The organism is Anabaena azotica FACHB-119, assembly GCF_014697625.1.
GTDB classification, from domain to species: Bacteria; Cyanobacteriota; Cyanobacteriia; order Cyanobacteriales; family Nostocaceae; genus Trichormus; species Trichormus azoticus_A.
On sequence record NZ_JACJSG010000008.1, the window covers coordinates 96,787 to 113,970 of the forward strand.

Consider the following 17,184-nt stretch of genomic DNA (forward strand, 5'->3'; position numbering starts at 1 on the left):
GTAGTGATTGGGTTACGATCTTTTCAACGTTACTTTTTAATTTAAGAACCCCTAATAGTAGAATTTTCTGGCTAAAATAGTATATCTGTTCTACTCATCCAAACCCCACAATCCTTAAATCCATATACTTTAGAGGCAGGAATGGCTATCAATACCGATACTTCTGGCAAGCAAAAAGCGCTAACTATGGTACTCAACCAGATTGAGCGCAGCTTCGGGAAAGGCACAATTATGCGCCTGGGTGATGCTACCCGGATGCGTGTAGAAACAATTTCCACTGGAGCGCTCACTTTGGATTTAGCATTGGGTGGCGGTTTACCCAAGGGACGGGTGATTGAGATTTATGGCCCGGAAAGTTCGGGTAAAACTACTGTAGCGCTCCATGCGATCGCGGAAGTGCAAAAACAAGGTGGCATTGCTGCTTTTGTGGACGCTGAACACGCCCTAGATCCCACCTACGCCGGGGCTTTAGGTGTCGATATCGAAAACTTGTTGGTATCCCAACCTGACACCGGTGAATCAGCTTTAGAAATTGTTGATCAACTGGTGCGTTCCGCCGCCGTTGACATCGTAGTTATCGACTCAGTAGCAGCCTTGGTTCCCCGTGCAGAAATCGAGGGCGACATGGGTGATGCCCACGTCGGCTTACAAGCAAGATTAATGAGCCAAGCTCTACGTAAAATTACTGGCAACATTGGTAAATCTGGCTGTACAGTAATTTTCATTAACCAGTTGCGGCAAAAAATTGGTGTTACCTACGGTAGCCCAGAAACTACCACTGGTGGTAATGCTTTGAAATTCTATGCTTCAGTCCGCTTAGATATTCGCCGCATTCAAACCTTGAAAAAAGGTAGCGATGAATTTGGTAACAGAGTGAAAGTGAAAGTAGCTAAGAATAAAGTTGCACCGCCTTTTAGAATCGCGGAATTTGACATTATTTTTGGTAAAGGCGTTTCTACGCTCGGCTGTTTAGTAGACTTAGCGGAAGAAACTGGTGTTCTCATCCGTAAGGGTGCATGGTACAGTTACAACGGCGATAACATTTCTCAAGGTCGAGATAATGCCATCAAGTACCTAGAAGAAAAGCCAGAATTTGCTGAACAAATTAAACAACTGGTACGCGAGAAATTAGACAAAGGCGCTGTCGTTTCCGCTAACTCTGTAGCTAAAGCTAGTGATGAAGACGAAGAAGAAGTTGATTTAGAGGAAGAAGAATAAGACTGGTGGTGTGATGAACTAGGGGTATTCAGTCCTAAATAAAGTAATCACACCAATTTGTAAATCATTACATAATGCTCATATTCATCAAAAGATTACTCCAAATTGGGGTAATCTTTTAATTTGGGAATTGTCATTAGTTATTAGTCATTAGTCAACAGCAAAATTATATGAAGACTCAGGAAAATGATACGCAACAAGCTGCTGCACCGTCAAAAGGATGGCGTGGTTGGCAAGAAAATTTAATTCTAATTGCGATCGCCTTAATTTTAGCCCTATTTATTCGTACTTTTATCGCTGAACCCCGCTACATACCTTCTGAGTCAATGTATCCTACATTATATGAAGGCGATCGCTTGGTAGTGGAAAAAGTCACTTACCATTTTGAGCAGCCAAAAACCGGGGATATAGTCGTTTTTCAGCCACCTCTAGAACTGCAAAAACGCGGATATGATAAAGACCAAGCATTCATCAAGCGCATTATTGGCGTACCAGGGGAAATCATCAGCGTGAGTAATGGTAGAGTTTATCTCAATGGAGAACCATTACAAGAAGATTACATTGCTGAACCACCAAGTCAACCATTTCCACCAGTGAGAGTCCCAGAAAACCAGTTTTTCGTCATGGGAGACAACCGCAACAATAGTAATGACTCCCGCTACTGGGGATATTTACCCAAGGAGAATATCATCGGTAGGGCTATATTCCGCTTTTGGCCTTTTGACCGCCTGGGAGGAGTTTAATTCGGAGTTCACGCCCCTATCATGCCATTATCGCCTGTGACGGGGCGATCGCTTACTCTACATTCCTCAACAGCGATACCTCTGGTGAGTTACGAATATTGCTTGTTTGTCAAATAAAAAAATAGTCTATGTATATTAGATTTAGAATACGAAGTAAAAATTATTAATTCTTATTCCAACTAAGCAGATATCAAACGCTGTCTTGGTTCAGGAATTGAACGACCCAATTCTTGAGCAGTTTCAATCCATTCCTGCATAATAATTTCTACATTTTGCAGTGCTTCTTGATAAGTTTCTCCATCAGCAGCACATCCAGCTAATTCTGGTACTTCTGCGATAAATGCTTCGTCTTCTTCACTCCAGTAAATATTAATTTCATATCGTAGAGTCATCTTGTCCTCCTAGCTGATATTTGAGAATTACTTCACGAACTTGCTTGACTTGATACGCTTTAGCTTTACCTTGTTTGGGCTGAAGATTTAATATTTCTTCAATACCGTCTTTTGTATATATATGATGGCTACCGCGAATACGTTCATCAAATCCTAACTTAATTAGGAGTTGACACAACTGTTCAAAAGCAATGTTTTTGTCTGATGTTCCTGATAATATCTTAGCCAGTAGTTTATCTGTTTGACTCATGATTTAGCATAAGCGATCGCTGATTCTATAATCGCATAGTTGGCGATACCTCCGGTAAGCTGCGAAGAGCGCCTGTATGGAGAGATAAGCGATCGCCTACTATAGCTAACAGGAGAGTTGATTCTATGATGGCACGGTTAGCAATACATACTGTAAGCTGTGCTAACACCTGCCTTTAGCATAGTAAAATATACTTTATTTGCAGTATTTAATTTTGAAGCCGACGAATACGAATAGTTGTTGGTGTAATAACAGTAAAAGCTCCCAGTAATTCAGAACTGTGTTCATTGATAGTATTGGCGATAATTTCTGCTTTGCTGATTATTGATAATCCAGCTAATCGAATTAATACAACACCTGAAGCAATACGACGCAAGCGAAAAACTAACTCACCAAAATCTTTGTCAGATGTTAATAATATTGCTTCTTCCTGGTTAGCCAAATCCAGCACTACATCATCTGAAATTCCTGGCTCCATTTCAGCAACATACCAGACTAAATGACCATCTTGGCGCAAACGCTCAACAATCTGCAAATCTAAATTTTCATCTGCTAGGAATTTCAAGAAGCGTTCTCAACAATCGGATAAATTACATCATATCGTAAAGCCTCAGCCGCAAATGCCAAAGCTGCTTGAATGGCTTCGCGTGTCAGTCGCGGATGTGATTCTAATATTTGTTCTGGGGTTTCACCAGCAGCTAATTTTTCTAGAATCAATTCAACCGTGATGCGCGTACCTGCAATTACAGGTTTACCCATCATTACTTTTGGATCGGATATAACTATTTGTTTAAGCGGTTTTTGCATTGTATTGGCTCATCGCTTGCTTTCTATATCATGCCATTAGAGATGAGCGATCGCACTCCACACATTGTCAAAAGCGATCGCCTGTATGGAGAGATAAGCGATCGCATCTTTTTACATTTACAAAGAGTTAATATTATTGTTTATACAGTCAAAGCTAATGGTTCTGAGCGATAGCCATGTAACTTTTCTCCCTCGACTCATAATTACCTAATTCTTTACATAGAATCTTTAGCTGCTGCAAGTTGCCTTGCATACTCGTATTCTCTGTAAAAATCTAAAGAACTTGTGGTGCGGCTACGAGTTCTCCAAAGCTCACGCTTTAAATCATCACTAGAAGTTACATTATCGAGGAGTATAAGTAGTTGGGGTACACTTAGAAACCAACAGTTATTGAAAGGATGATTTGCCCATGTTGAATTTAGTTTAATAAGTTCCTTAAACTGAATTTTAAATTCATTAATTTTGTCATTCAATTTATTCAATTTTTTAGCTTCAGATGTGTTTAAATTATTGCTTGAATCAAAGTTTCCCAATAACATATTTTCTAGAAATTTGAATATAGTTCTATCTTGAAAGCTTCCGAAATCGAGAAGTGTAATTGAGACTCGTGCGATATCTTTATCATTTAGTTCACAAATATAACCATTTTTGAAAGAGATATAACCATTTTTTCTGATAGAAATCTCATGTTTATTTAGTTGAATCTGTGATTTAAGTAAAGATTCAGATAAATCAAACAATAGATTCAAATCATTTCCACATTTTGAACTTCTTATCAATGCTTTTGCCTTTACTTCCAAAAAGATTAAAGTATCGGATGCTTCTACTAGAATATCGATTTCGTCACTACCACTTTTTTTAGTGCCACCGTACTCACCAAAATTAAATTTTATTCCTCGGCTTGAAAACTCGCCTTTAATAAAATCTTCTATTTTATGTCCTAATTTATCATTAATATTTTTGTCAACTTCTACTCGAATCTCCGATACGATGGCTTCATAGAAAGCAGGTGAACAAATTGAAGAGCTAGTTAATAAATACTCATCTTTACTTAGCCGAATTAAAGGTTTATGATGAAAATAATTGTTGGGGTCTATCTCGCTTATATCCTGCGGTATATGAAAATTTGAATTAACACAGCTAACATCATGAGAATAAATTTTTAATATTCTATCAATTTCATCTTTTCCTATTTCTAATTGTAGATTCTCTAATTGTCTAGTTTGGAAAGTTACTGGATGCAGTTTAGCTTCACCTATTTTCAGGATATTTTCAGCTATTATGGCTGCTTGCTCAGGAGTCCATCCTAACTTTTGTTGAGTAGTTTCAGATAACCAGGCAAACAGCCCTTGGATTATTTTAGGAACATCTGAGGAACGTAGTTGAACGGGACAGAATAAGCTATCATATACTGCTAGTTCTTGTAAGAATTGAATTATTGTGTCGGTACTGTGAAACCATAAAGCGAATTGATTATCTGTTTCTACATCTAGAATAGATGTTAATGCAATAGACATTTTTAGTATTCTCTTCCAACTTTGAGCAGAACTTTCTATTGCTACTAATATCTGTTTTCGTGGATACTTAACACACAGATTCAGCAGATATGCAACAGGAATTGATGGAAGTTCAGCTTGCATTAGACTATTAAAGGTTCTACCTAAATGGTATCTCCCTTGTTTCTCGTTATAACAAGGCTTTAATATTTCAAATAATTTTCTCAAAGCTTCAATTCCGCCCAACAATCTAATGTCAGCTTCTATACGGTTAGCTACTCTCCTTGCTTGAGATTCATCTATTACAACTCTGCCATTTTCAATGGCAATTTCGCAACCTTCATTCTGCAAAATTTTTGCAGAGTTGCTTACTACAAATTTTCTTTTATATCTTCTCTGTAAATCTTGTAAATTATACTCAAGCTTTCGTGGGCTAATAACTGTTAAATCCCAGGCTGATTGAAGCGCAGTACGCCATTTATCCTCACACTCAAGACTCACTAGCTGGCGGATTGACTGCTCTGGTGTATGATCATTACTCCTGATAGCGTCAATAATAATCTCTATAATTCCAAGGTAGGGTTGCAAACTTGTTGATTTGATAAAATGAGTTAGCAGTAGTTGATCTTTAATAATAAAGAGATGCGTTCTGTATAATTTATTACCTACAAGGTTATTTTGAATATTTTCGTATAGATGTTTCTGAACTTGATTAAGGGTGAGGCTATTTTTATACTCAATTCCATAGTGTTCATATAAACTGGTCAATTCTTCTACCAAACTTATGTCAATACTTGGCTTTGTAGAATCTACTAATTTTTTGAAGAGTATATCCATATCAAATTTTATTATGAAAATAAATTGCTTGTACAAGCTGGCAATACATATATTTGCTAACTCACAGCATAGTCTGTAAACTGCCTCATAAAAGGAGACTGAAAACCTAAGACAATATCTTCCTTGGGAACTCCCGCAGCTACTAAATTAGCAGCAATATCATCCTCTGTACCATTCCATTGCAGCCAAATTTTGCTACCTTTAATGTCAATGTGAATGATACAACTGTGTACCCAATTTTGACCTTCCCAGCCTACATGAACTATTTGATAATGGTCACGTTCTTTATCAAATATTGTTTCAACTTCTATATTTCCATTAGCTGGTTTTTGCTCACTATATTCTTGTAATATTTCTTGTACAAGCTGACGATACTGAGTTAATTTATCCATTGGAAAATCACCTCTTGCTCTACATCATAAATCAGCATCTTAACTTGATTTTCTGCTATCATTTCTTTGGGAAAATCAAGTTGAAAAAATGTTTTGTAAGTTGTTAAAGGTACTGCTAAATATAAAACTCGGTCAGGGTTTATCCTTCTCAATGCACCTCGATAATTAATAAACTGCCCTAACGCGGTATGAAATTCGGAAATAGCAGACGACTTTTGTAAAAAACTTTTAACTTCAACTGCTATTTTTTGTCCTTGGCGTTCTGCGGCAATCAGCTTTTGGGCGGCTAAATCAATAGAAACATTTACTCCTCCCACGCTAATTGTGAGTGGATCATGTGTAATTTGCCAACCGTCTTTCTCTAAAGCTGTTTTGACAACTTCATGAAAAACATCTTTAGCTGGCATACCTATCTATAATTATATTTCTAATTTTCTTAAGGGTCATTTTTTACAATCTGTAAAAACGGTTGAAAAAATAGAGACATTCTTAAGAACGTCTCTATTTTAAGGGTTATTCTATACCCTCAATCCGGTCTTCAACTTCTTGGTACAACTCGCGGAGGCGGTCTAAATTCTCCTCGCTAGTTTCCCAATAACCGCGACCATTCACTTCCAACAATGTTGATACCATCTTGCGGAAAGAATGGGGGTTGAGGTTCATCAACCGTTTCTGCATTTCTTCATCTTTGATGAAGGTTTCGTTCGCATCTTCATATATCCAGTTGTCCACAGCGCCGGCTGTTGCACTCCAACCCATTGTGTTAACCAACCGCTTGGAGAGTTCGCGCACGCCTTCGTAACCGTGAGACAGCATACCCTCGTACCACTTGGGATTTAACAATTTGGTACGCGCATCTAGGCGGACGGTTTCGGATAAGGTGCGGACTTGGGCGTTGGCTGTGGTGGTGTCTGCAATGTAGGATGCTGGGGTTTTACCATCACCACGCAGAGTTGACACAAGCTTGGTGGGGTCTGAGTCGAAGTAGTGGGATACATCTGTCAAGCTGATCTCGGAGGAGTCCAGGTTTTGGAAAGTCGCATCAGCAGTTTTCAGGGTGCTTTCAAAAATCTGGCGAGATTGTTCCATCATACCGGGGTTATCGGCACTGAAGGCGAAGGATTTACGGGTGAGGTACATTTCTTGTAACTCGGCTTCGCTTTCCCAGGTGCTGTTTTCTACTGCCAAGTTGATGTTTGAGGAGTAGGAACCGGAAGCGTTGGAGAATACGCGGGTGGCTGCTTGACGCAGGTTGATACCTAATTCCTCGGCTTGCTGCATGGCGTGTTTGCGGACAAAGTTCATTTCTGTGGGTTCATCCGCTTCTGCTGCCATTTTCACGGCTTGGTCTAGGAGGTTCATCTGGTTGATGAACAAGTCGCGGAATACACCAGAACAGTTGATTACAACGTCAATTCTAGGTCTTCCCAACTCTTCTAAGGGGATTAACTCCAACTTGTTCACCCGTCCCAACGCATCGGGAACCGGACGCACACCCACCATCCACATGATTTGGGCTAGAGATTCGCCGTAGGTTTTGATGTTATCTGTTCCCCAGAGGACGCAGGCGATGGTTTCCGGCCATTTTCCATTGTTTTCCGCCTTGTTCCTAGCCAATAGCCTATCTACTACGATTTTCGCTGATTGTACAGCCGCAGCAGTAGGAATTGATTGGGGGTCAAGGGCGTGAATGTTCTTACCTGTGGGTAATACATCGGGGTTGCGGATGGGGTCGCCACCAGGGCCGGGGAGGATGTATTCGCCTTCTAAACCTTTGAGTAATGCGCCGAGTTCGTTGTCTGCACATACTTGTTGCAAGCAGAACTCTAAATACTCGAACAGGGGTTTTAAGGCGGAAGCGTCTACTTTGGGATAACCTGCTTTGTGCAGTGCTTCTACCCAAGGTTCCTTTTTACCCATGTTGAAGAAATTCAACTTGGAAACTAAGGAAACTCTTCCTTCTGCGTCGGTTTGTTCTTGTACCAAGGCGCGGACGGCGGCGCGTGTTGCTAGGGTGATGTCTTGCAGCAGTTGCACATCTTCTAATACGCCTCTGTCGCTGTTTTGATAGATTTCGTCAATGTTGCGTCCGACGCTGTTGGCAATGATGCGGGGTAAGCTGAGGATTTCTTCTTCTTGACGATCTAAGCTGGCGATGTTAACTAAGGTTGCGATCGCTTCTTCTGCACTTGGTGGTTTACCGATGACGTGTAAGCCACAAGGTAACAACCGTGATTCGATTTCCATCAACTTGCGGTAGACGCTGCCGACAATATTATCCCGTTCTTCCGGGGTCATATCTTTGGCATCTGTTTCTGGCAAGTTTATATCTTTATCCAAGTTAACGATACGGCATTTATCCATGATCGTGTTGACGATGGGGATACCACGACCGCTATCTTTGAGGGTTTGGTAAGAAGCAATTAACTCGCTGAGTTCTTTCAAACCTTTGTACAAACCAGCGTTTTCTGCGGGTGGTGTGAGGTAGGAAATTGTCTCGGCGTAACTGCGGCGTTTGGCAATTGTCGCTTCGCTGGGGTTGTTGGCGGCGTAGTAGTAGAGGTTGGGAATTGTACCAATTAAGTTATCGGGGTAACATTCGCCGGACATCCCCATCTGCTTCCCTGGCATAAATTCCAAGGAACCGTGTGTCCCAAAGTGCAGGACTGCATCCGCACCCCAAATTCTTTCGAGGTAGGTGTAGTAGGCGGCGAAGCCGTGGTGTGGGCTGGCGGAACGGGAGAACAATAGCCGCATGGGGTCGCCTTCGTAACCAAAGGTGGGTTGTACACCGATGAAGACGTTGCCGAATTGCTTACCGTAAATTAATAGGTTTTGTCCGTCGCTGTTGAGGTTTCCTGGTGGTGGCCCCCAGTTTTCTTCTAGGCGTTGGGAATAAGGTGTGAGTGCTTCGTATTCTGGCACTGACATCTTATAGGCGATGTTGAGTTCGGGGCTAGCGTATTGTGCTTGTGCGTCGTGGATGACTTGTTCCATCAACTCTTTCGCGTTTTCTGGCAAGTCTTGCACGTCGTAGCCGTTGTTTCGCAGCGCCTGCATCACTTCGTAGATGGAACCGAATACATCTAGGTATGCGGCTGTCCCGACGTTGCCTTTGTCGGGGGGGAAGCTGAAAACGGTGATGGCGACTTTTTTGTTGAGTTTGGGTTTGCGGCGGAGGTTAGCCCATTTTAAAGCACGTTGAGCCACTGCGCCGATGCGGTCTTGGAGTGCGATCGCCTTCCCTGTCGCCCCATCTCTACCCGATAATATAATCGGTTCAATCGCCCCATCTAGTTCAGGAATAGCAATTTGCAAAGCCACCTGGATGGGATGTAAGCCTAAATCGCTATCTAACCATTCTTCGGTAGTTTGGAATATCAGGGGCAACGCCACCATATAAGGACGGTTGAGTTTCTTCAGGGCTTCGATCGCCTTGGGATGGTCTTGTCTAGCCGGGCCGCCTACCAGGGCAAAACCTGTTAAAGATATTACCGCATCCACTAAGGGATTTTTGGTAGTGGGTTCGTAGAAGTAAGCATCTACAGGTTTGGAGAAGTCCAAACCACCAGCAAATACTGGTAATACTCTTGCTCCCAGCGCTTCCAACTCCTGCACCATCGCCACATAATGGGCATCATCCCCAGTAACTAGGTGAGTGCGTTGTAATACTAACCCGACACAGGGCGCTAAGGGGTCTTTTAAATCGCTGGAAATATCCTTACGGGCTGTGTACCAGTTGAGGTATTCTCTTACATCCTCAAACATGGTGGTTGCTAAAGGATGCCAAATACCCATGTCGGGGTACACCACTGGCGCTTGATATTCCAGGGATGCTGTATTTTGTTTATCTACAGTTTTAAATACGTATTTATCAGCCAGCATCAGCAAGAAGTTTTCCAGGTTTTCTGGCGAACCTCCCAGCCAATACTGAAAACTGAGCATAAAGTTCCGCGCATCCTGTGCTTTTTCCACTGGCAAAAACTTCAGCACTTGCGGCAATGTCCGCAAAAGCTTGAGCATCCCGTCTTGGAATCCCGCACCGGATTTTTCCTTGCGTTTCCGCATGAATTGGGCGATCGCACTCTTGGACTGTCCCAATTGTGCCAGAGAAAAGCTGCCCATTTTGTTCAGGCGCATCACTTCCGGCATTGATGGGAATACTACGGCAACGTCGAGGCGATCGCGGTATGGTTCGACGGCTGCAACTACTTTCTGTGCTAAGTCTTCGATGAAAATCAGTGAGGCGATGAAAATATTGGCACTGGCAATCTCCCTTTGGAACTCTTCGTAGTTCTCTGGATCTCTCAGTTCCTCAATCAAATACCCACTGATTTCAATCGCCAGGTTGGGATTATTGGAATTAATCGTGCGAACCGCTTGCGACAGTGCGCTTTGGTACTGGGACTCAAGCACGACATAGACCACCTTAATTAAGTTACGTCCGCCCAGATTATCAGGGGCAATGTGTCTAATGGTGGACTTGACGTGGGTGAACATGCTTCCTCGGCTCCTTTGATGCGTGTTCTCTACTAAATTGCCTTTGCGACTTTTGCCGTCAAAGGTCAGTTCTTTTGTTCGGCAATATGAGTTTTTTATCAGAAAAACCTTACCAAATGGGCATTTTCTCGTTTATCTGACACAAATCGATATAAAAATCGCAAAATTTGTTAACAAACATTAATAAATAATAAAAGCAAATACTCACTCTTTGTAAATAAAATTTAACAATTTGCCCATTTGTATTTTGAAGCATTATTGTTGTTGTAAGTCAAGCACTGTAAGCGTTTTCCCACTTTGAGTTTGTTTATGCAAACCATCAGCGCAGGCTTATGGACATTAGTTAGCTTCTCATTTTTGTAGCAAAAGCAGCAGGAAACCAGGGTTTTTATCAGTTTCAGCGATTAAAAAAGTAAAAATTTATACTTATATGTTAAAAATATCCATAGATCATATTTGCTTAATGACGGCAAAAAAGCTTTTCTGGAAAGATAATTAGCTTATTTCCTAACTGTATCTTATATTTTTAGTTAATTTTGTTTCTTAATTAGTTGATATAAACAAATTTTTTCTGAACTATAGATTAAGAAAATATAGAATCAATACTGATAAATTTATTTGAAATCAAATGTTTTAAAACACCTAATCCTAAACGTAGTATCATTTTTAGATGGGGTTTAAATCACCGTCTGTTCGCGTAGCGTGCCGTAGGCAAAATGTCTTTAATGCGCGAATTTTGCGGAAAGTTATGTAGGCAGGTTTACCGCCGTAGGAAACTTTCCAAGACGAATTTTGAATTATTAACTAACCTTCCCGTACCATCCAAACCAACATTCCCAATAGGCTTTCTACTGGAGGAACTGTATAATCTTTTAAATCAATACTTAGTGTTTGCCCTGCTAATTTTAAAAATCGCCAAACCGTACCACTGGTAACGCTACCATATATTGTTTTAATCGCTATATTATTGATTTCATTAAATTTTTGTGCCGCAATCATTTCGGCTGCACATTGCCCTAAACCCGGTTTTAAATCGCCTTTTTTCGCTTCAATAATGACAATGACAGGCGCTTCGATAAATATTTGTTCTGGTGAACGGCTAATTAGAAAATCACAGACTCCAGTTAAACCTAAATCAGGTGCAACAGTAAAATCCTCACCTGAAAAAAAGCTAACTTTGCGTTCAAGAATTTTCCGAACTTCCAAAAGAATAGGGCTGATAATTAACTCTGAGCGAGCTTTTTGGGAACCAGTGGCTGTTGCTAATGGTAGCCCTTCACTTAAAGCTTCTTTAAGATAATAGCTAGGTTCTATAGATGGTGTTTCGGGTAAGAACCTGCCATTTTCAACGGTAGTTAAACTAAATTCGCGTTTGACTTTTGCCAGCGAGAAGTCGCTATAAGACATAATTAATCATAGGTACTTGCATAATATCATTCAGGTTGAGTGTGCTGTTGAGCCTGTAATTGTTGAACTTGCTCAAGAGTTAAACCAGTAACATCGACAATTATTTCCAGACTAATACCTTTATTAATCATTTTGGTGGCAATCTCTTGAGTCATTTGCTCAATACCTTGTTCAATACCTAGTTTAATACCTTCTTGCAAGATATCCTGATAAATCACTGATTCGCGCATAATATCACTCAGGTTGAGTATTTTGTTGTTGAGCCTGTAATTGTTGTAACTGTTCAATGCTTAAGCCAGTGACATCAACAATTGTTTCCAGATTGATACCTTTATTAATCATTTTGATGGCAATCTCTTGATTTCTTTTTTCAATACCTTCTTGCAAGATATCCTGATAAATCACTGATTCGCGCATAATATCACTCAGTTTGAGTATTTTGTTGTTGAGCCTGTAATTGTTGTAACTGTTCAATGCTTAAACCAGTGACATCAACAATTGTTTCCAAATTGATACCTTTATTAATCATTTTGATGGCAATCTCTTGATTTCTTTGCTCAATCCCTTGCTCAATCCCTTGCTCAATCCCTTGTTCAATCCCTTCTTGCAAGATATCTTGATAAATCACTGATTCGCGCATAATATCACTCCGCAAAATTCTTCTAATCACGTCTTTATTTAATATTAGCCCAGCTAACACTGCTGTTGACGCAGCAAGATTACTTCTAATTCTAGTATCTTGAAGCGATTCAATAACTTCGGCAACTTCTTCTAAGGTTCGTGTTTGGTCATCGGTTTGGGTTAAAGTTGCAAACGGTAGCAAACCAGGAAAATTCAAAAATGTCTCGGTTGGCTGTTCCCAAAGTCGAATTACTTCAAATCTGTGCCAGCTATTTTCTAAAACAAACTCAGTTTGATAAACTAGCTCAGAATCGCTTGGTTGTAAATAAATCACAACCTGACGCATTCGCTTATGAGGAAATCTTCGATATACTCGCAACCGATAATCAGCCATCCGAAAGGGAATCTCAGCACTTGGTTTAGTTTGAAATTCCAAATGGAGGACAATTTCATCTGACTGCAACAAAATTAGTGCATCCGCACGTATAGGTTCAAGTGATAATTCAGATGGGCTAAGTTGAGTCAGTGTGATTGGTTCATTCAGTAGCCAAGTTGCAAAGTCACTGGAAAATGATTCGGCAAGGAATTTACAGACGTTATCAAACATGGACTTTCATTATTATCTTGTCTATTTAATTACTTATGTATAATTAATACTTAGTTTTAGAAGTATATGTAGGCATTGTTCACAATATCATGGTTTTGGTGGGCAGTGCAGCGCCCTACAGATAATTAACTATTAACTTATGAGTTCAGTAGATATTCTCATTCTTTCCAATGGCCCTGGCGAAATTACAACTTGGGTGCGTCCTGTAGTGAAGGCTTTGCGGGAAAAATTGGGTAATGACCGTGAACAGGTGAGGATTTCTGTAGTTTTGTCACCATGTCCTAATGCTAGTGGCAAAGAAGCAGCGATCGCACTTTCTTACCCCGAAGTAGACCGAGTACAATCAGCAGAGTATTTCTGGCAATTTTTACTCTGGGGCAAAACCTGGGAAAATTGGGATTGGAGAAGCCAAGGTGTAGTTGTTTTCCTCGGAGGCGACCAGTTTTTCCCCGTAGTCATCGGCAAAAAACTCGGATACCGTACAGTAGTCTATGCTGAATGGGAGGCTAGATGGCATAACTTAATTGACCGCTTCGGAGTCATGAAACCCCAAGTCGCAGCTAAAGTTTCCCCCAAATACGTCGACAAATTCACCGTTGTCGGCGACCTCATGCTATCAGCCGAGTCCTCTACTCCCCAGTCCCCAGTCCCCAGTCCCCAGTCCCCAATCATTGGTATTTTACCAGGGTCGAAAGCTGCTAAATTATCTCAAGGTGTACCTTTAACTTTAGCGATCGCCGAATACATCCACAGTAAAATACCCCAAACAAAGTTTGTCATTCCCGTAGCGCCAACATTAGATTTACAAACTTTAGCCAGTTTTGCCGACTCCCAAAAAAACCCATTTGTGGAAACTTTTGGTTTCTCTAGTGCTTCCTTAATTGTCGCAGAGGAAAGCCATCAACGCTCAATCATGAAAACAAGTAATGGTTTAGTTGTAGAGTTGTGTCAAGAAAATCCTGCTTATGAAATATTATCGCAATGTAGTATTTGCTTAACCACAGTAGGCGCAAACACAGCCGAATTAGGCGCTTTAGGTGTGCCGATGATTGTATTGCTACCCACACAACAACTTGATGCTATGCGTTCTTGGGATGGTTTACCAGGATTATTAGCCAATTTACCTGGTGTGGGTTCGACCTTTGCCAAAATCATTAATTGGTTATTTCTCAGACGCAAAGGTTTATTAGCATGGCCTAATATTTGGGCGCAGGAAGAAATAGTTCCAGAACTTGTAGGTAAACTCCAGCCCCAAGAAGTTGGGGAAATGGTTGTAGATTATTTGCATCATCCAGAAAAGTTAGAAGACATAAGAGCAAAACTTCGCCTTGTTCGCGGCGAAGGCGGTGCAGCCGAAAAGTTAGCAAATTTAGTAGAAGAAGAGTTAACAATTCAAAATTCAAAATTCAAAATTCGCGCATTAAAGACATTTTGCCTACGGCACGCTACGCGAACAGATGGGGATTTAAACTCCGACTGAAACTGATACTACCTATAGACGTAGGGGTCTTAAACCCTTTTATTTACGATAAAAAGTTTATGATTAGAAGATTTTAATAAAAATTGGATAAAAGCTTGGGGACTTGAATAACTATGCAAACTATTGATTTAGGCTTACAGGGAAAAGCTCGTATTTGGCAGGATGAACCATTTGTTTTTCCTGGCAATTATCGACCTATTTATTATCCTATAGTCGAAGAAAGGATAGAGACAACCTTGAATGATACAAAAACGGGTATACTTTCCCAAACGGAAGTTATGATAGAGATATTAGCGCCTTTAGGAGCTAGATTCCTGTATGGCTGCTTAGGTGCTATGTTTATGCCAAATAACTCTGGCAAATTAGTATTGACTGTTTGTATCTCTACTGAATCGGAGCCTCAACTTGACAATTCGCTTGCATCATCGTTAGATGTAGTGAGAAATGGCATTATTGAAGAGTACGCTTCTAGTATTTTTGAGGGTGCAAAATTAAAGTTACAAGAAAATGGCATCAGCAATATATTCGGATCTGGAGAAGTTTATTTTAGATGGGGTGCTTTTGGGGAAATAGGCTCGTCTATAGCTTTCTTTCACGATCTAGCTTATGCAGTAATTCAACTCATGGTTAATGATAAAGGACAGTCTGATAATATTAAGTCTCCTGTCAAAAATTTTTTGGAACAATCTTTGTCAACTGCAAATAATAATTAAGCGACTTGCAGATAAAAAATATGCAAAATTTAGGGTGCGTCAGTATAAGAAACCCTAGCTAGACCAAAAAAATATTGAAACTGACGCACCCTACTAACTAATGACAACTGACAACTGACAACTGACTAATTAATCTGATTGTCCATCACGTCTGCCTAGTTCGTAAACACCGCAACCCATACAGGCTAGTAAGCCCATGCTGATAGCCCAACTGCGGCCTAAGCTGATTTCTACGCCCCAATTGCATAAGCCGCCAACTACCAGAAACGGCACAATACTGAAAAGTGAGGCGTAAAAGGCGTTTTGGGATTCTCTGGCTTTGCGAGTTTTTTCAAATTCTGACTTGCTAGTATACAGCGATCGCTCGGCAAAGTTGAACCAACGGTTGAGTTGTTCGATGACCCACTCACTCACCGGGAAAAAGCCTAGATATAGCGCCAAAGACCACAAACTTGCTCCGGCGATCGCAATTGTGTTTAATTCAAACGAGAAAGGTAAAATTTCAGTCAGCATGGCTTGAGGTCTTCCTGCAAATCGTCGCCTTGACACCCCAACTGGGGTCAATCGACATATTCAGCAATTTTAAGCATAAAACCTAACAATATTTTGAGTACTTGACAACCATCTTTTGAAGTAAGTTTTCATCAATTGCTGCTGTGCCATATTTTGCCATCATTTCTCAATTAACTAATTATATGCGTAAATTTCAATATTAAGTATTATATTTTACATTACGTTTAACTCGTTACAAACCATGTATTAACAGGTTATTTAGTTATTTTTTAGATAGATTTGACAGGTTAAAGCTTTATATCTTAATGTATTTGACTATGTATAGATATTTTTCAGTATATACGGAAAGAAAAATTATAAAAAAATGATAAACATCACGTTTGGCAATAGTTAAATATAAATTTTGTAAGTAGTTTTCACAAAGTTTTTTATCAAAGATTTATAAAGATTGGCTTCAATTACTATTAAGCGGCTTGAGTAATCAAAAATGAATTATAATCAACGAAAAGTAGCATTTTCAGGAGCTACACTTTTAGCATTGGGTTTAAATATACTGGGTTTCATAACTTTATTACCTAAAGCCGAAGTGGTTATAGCCAGAGAAACACGACCAAGTAGAACAGCTACAAGTGGAAATGGTTGGTTAGCAGCTTCTTTTCCTGTAGAGAACTTTCAAGCTTATACCTCTGCTTTTGGTTATCGCCCTTCAGCTACTGGCGGTAATGGTTGGGAATTTCATAGTGGTTTAGATATTGCTGCTCCTCAAGGTAGTTATATTCGTAATTGGTGGGCTGGTACAGTGGTTAAAGTAGGTGATAAAACTGCCTGTGGTACGCACGTCGTCATCAAATCAGGCCAGTGGGAACACACCTATTGTCACATGGAAGGATATGTAGACACAGCTAGTGGTCGCCGTTTTTTAATTGACCGCATCGGTGGGATTCAAATTTGGGAAGGACAAATAATACCCACAGGAGCGAGAATTGGTAGAGTAGGGATGACCGGACGCACCACTGGGCCGCATCTGCATTGGGGGTTGAAATACGCCAATAATTATGTAGACCCAGCAATGGTTTTGCGAGAAATGTTTGCTCAACAACAAATTGCTAGAGGTCGTGGTAGGGTAAACATTCAACAATCACAAGTAATTATTCAACCGGGAAAGAATAGCGGTAGTGTTGGCTATTAATTAGCTGATACCAATTCTA

At 40.4% G+C, this 17,184-nt stretch carries 20 protein-coding genes; 6 read left to right on the forward strand and 14 right to left on the reverse strand.

Annotated elements, in window-relative coordinates; translation table 11 throughout:
- Nucleotides 1–141 precede the first annotated feature (141 nt).
- Together recA and lepB are read left to right on the forward strand one after the other, a co-directional pair.
- Entirely contained in the window at nt 142–1,218 is a 1,077-nt protein-coding gene (gene recA, locus H6G83_RS07575) for a recombinase RecA (protein ID WP_190469334.1), read from the forward strand.
- A gap of 170 nt (nt 1,219–1,388) precedes the next feature.
- Nucleotides 1,389–1,961: a signal peptidase I gene (gene lepB / locus H6G83_RS07580; protein ID WP_190469337.1), complete on the forward strand. Its 573-nt coding sequence runs from the start codon at nt 1,389–1,391 to the stop codon at nt 1,959–1,961.
- Nucleotides 1,962–2,140: 179 nt separating this feature from the next.
- Here lepB and H6G83_RS07585 read toward each other — a convergent pair whose 3' ends face one another.
- Genes H6G83_RS07585 through H6G83_RS07605 form a run of 5 tightly spaced genes read right to left on the reverse strand, consistent with a single transcriptional unit; the run spans nt 2,141 to nt 3,410 of the window.
- A complete protein-coding gene (locus tag H6G83_RS07585; protein WP_190469339.1) occupies nt 2,141–2,353 on the reverse strand; it encodes a type II toxin-antitoxin system HicB family antitoxin in 213 nt (70 codons plus the stop codon).
- A complete protein-coding gene (locus H6G83_RS07590) occupies nt 2,337–2,603 on the reverse strand; it encodes a type II toxin-antitoxin system HicA family toxin (RefSeq protein WP_190469342.1) in 267 nt (88 codons plus the stop codon). Before H6G83_RS07590 ends, H6G83_RS07585 begins: the two co-directional genes overlap by 17 nt.
- Nucleotides 2,604–2,628: 25 nt before the next feature.
- Nucleotides 2,629–2,772 (reverse strand): hypothetical protein, encoded by a 144-nt coding sequence (locus tag H6G83_RS07595; protein ID WP_190469346.1) that lies wholly within the window; start codon nt 2,770–2,772, stop codon nt 2,629–2,631.
- A gap of 39 nt (nt 2,773–2,811) precedes the next feature.
- Nucleotides 2,812–3,168, reverse strand: coding sequence for a DUF5615 family PIN-like protein (locus tag H6G83_RS07600; protein ID WP_190469349.1), 357 nt, complete (start codon nt 3,166–3,168; stop codon nt 2,812–2,814).
- Nucleotides 3,165–3,410, reverse strand: coding sequence for a DUF433 domain-containing protein (locus tag H6G83_RS07605; RefSeq protein ID WP_190469354.1), 246 nt, complete (start codon nt 3,408–3,410; stop codon nt 3,165–3,167). The genes H6G83_RS07600 and H6G83_RS07605 overlap by 4 nt, the downstream gene beginning before the upstream one ends.
- A 30-nt stretch (nt 3,411–3,440) precedes the next feature.
- Here H6G83_RS07605 and H6G83_RS07610 point away from each other — a divergent pair, with 30 nt between their 5' ends.
- The gene (locus H6G83_RS07610) at nt 3,441–3,584 is read left to right on the forward strand and encodes a hypothetical protein (protein WP_190469356.1); all 144 of its coding nucleotides are present in this window, start codon (nt 3,441–3,443) and stop codon (nt 3,582–3,584) included.
- Between the two features lie 41 nt (nt 3,585–3,625).
- Here the strand turns inward: H6G83_RS07610 and H6G83_RS07615 are convergent, their stop codons facing one another.
- The 8 genes from H6G83_RS07615 to H6G83_RS07650 form a co-directional block, all read right to left on the reverse strand.
- Entirely contained in the window at nt 3,626–5,743 is a 2,118-nt protein-coding gene (locus H6G83_RS07615) for a hypothetical protein (RefSeq protein WP_190469358.1), read from the reverse strand.
- 56 nt (nt 5,744–5,799) lie between these two features.
- Nucleotides 5,800–6,135: a XisI protein gene (locus tag H6G83_RS07620; protein WP_190469361.1), complete on the reverse strand. Its 336-nt coding sequence runs from the start codon at nt 6,133–6,135 to the stop codon at nt 5,800–5,802.
- Nucleotides 6,123–6,542 (reverse strand): XisH family protein, encoded by a 420-nt coding sequence (locus H6G83_RS07625; RefSeq protein ID WP_190469364.1) that lies wholly within the window; start codon nt 6,540–6,542, stop codon nt 6,123–6,125. The genes H6G83_RS07620 and H6G83_RS07625 overlap by 13 nt, the downstream gene beginning before the upstream one ends.
- Nucleotides 6,543–6,648: 106 nt before the next feature.
- Entirely contained in the window at nt 6,649–10,635 is a 3,987-nt protein-coding gene (locus tag H6G83_RS07630; protein ID WP_190469367.1) for a magnesium chelatase subunit H, read from the reverse strand.
- An 804-nt stretch (nt 10,636–11,439) separates the two neighbouring features.
- Complete coding sequence (locus H6G83_RS07635; RefSeq protein ID WP_190469370.1) at nt 11,440–12,042, reverse strand: hypothetical protein; 603 nt, start codon at nt 12,040–12,042, stop codon at nt 11,440–11,442.
- 26 nt (nt 12,043–12,068) lie between these two features.
- Nucleotides 12,069–12,272 carry a hypothetical protein gene (locus H6G83_RS07640; RefSeq protein ID WP_199328358.1) on the reverse strand — a complete coding sequence of 68 codons (204 nt, stop codon included), beginning with the start codon at nt 12,270–12,272 and terminating at the stop codon, nt 12,069–12,071.
- A 4-nt stretch (nt 12,273–12,276) separates the two neighbouring features.
- Nucleotides 12,277–12,459, reverse strand: a complete 183-nt coding sequence (locus H6G83_RS07645; RefSeq protein WP_190469373.1) for a hypothetical protein — start codon at nt 12,457–12,459, stop codon at nt 12,277–12,279.
- Nucleotides 12,460–12,463: 4 nt separating this feature from the next.
- The gene (locus H6G83_RS07650) at nt 12,464–13,270 is read right to left on the reverse strand and encodes an Rpn family recombination-promoting nuclease/putative transposase (RefSeq protein ID WP_190469375.1); all 807 of its coding nucleotides are present in this window, start codon (nt 13,268–13,270) and stop codon (nt 12,464–12,466) included.
- Between the two features lie 139 nt (nt 13,271–13,409).
- Here H6G83_RS07650 and H6G83_RS07655 point away from each other — a divergent pair, with 139 nt between their 5' ends.
- Complete coding sequence (locus tag H6G83_RS07655; protein ID WP_242044477.1) at nt 13,410–14,750, forward strand: glycosyltransferase family protein; 1,341 nt, start codon at nt 13,410–13,412, stop codon at nt 14,748–14,750.
- Nucleotides 14,751–14,863: 113 nt separating this feature from the next.
- Entirely contained in the window at nt 14,864–15,463 is a 600-nt protein-coding gene (locus H6G83_RS07660; RefSeq protein ID WP_190469379.1) for a hypothetical protein, read from the forward strand.
- A gap of 129 nt (nt 15,464–15,592) precedes the next feature.
- On the opposite strand, the gene H6G83_RS07665 is transcribed toward H6G83_RS07660, so the two are convergent.
- Nucleotides 15,593–15,976, reverse strand: coding sequence for a hypothetical protein (locus H6G83_RS07665; RefSeq protein WP_190469381.1), 384 nt, complete (start codon nt 15,974–15,976; stop codon nt 15,593–15,595).
- A gap of 487 nt (nt 15,977–16,463) precedes the next feature.
- Between H6G83_RS07665 and H6G83_RS07670 the strand changes: the two genes are divergently transcribed.
- Nucleotides 16,464–17,165, forward strand: a complete 702-nt coding sequence (locus H6G83_RS07670) for a M23 family metallopeptidase (RefSeq protein ID WP_190469384.1) — start codon at nt 16,464–16,466, stop codon at nt 17,163–17,165.
- The last annotated feature ends 19 nt before the right edge of the window (nt 17,166–17,184 follow it).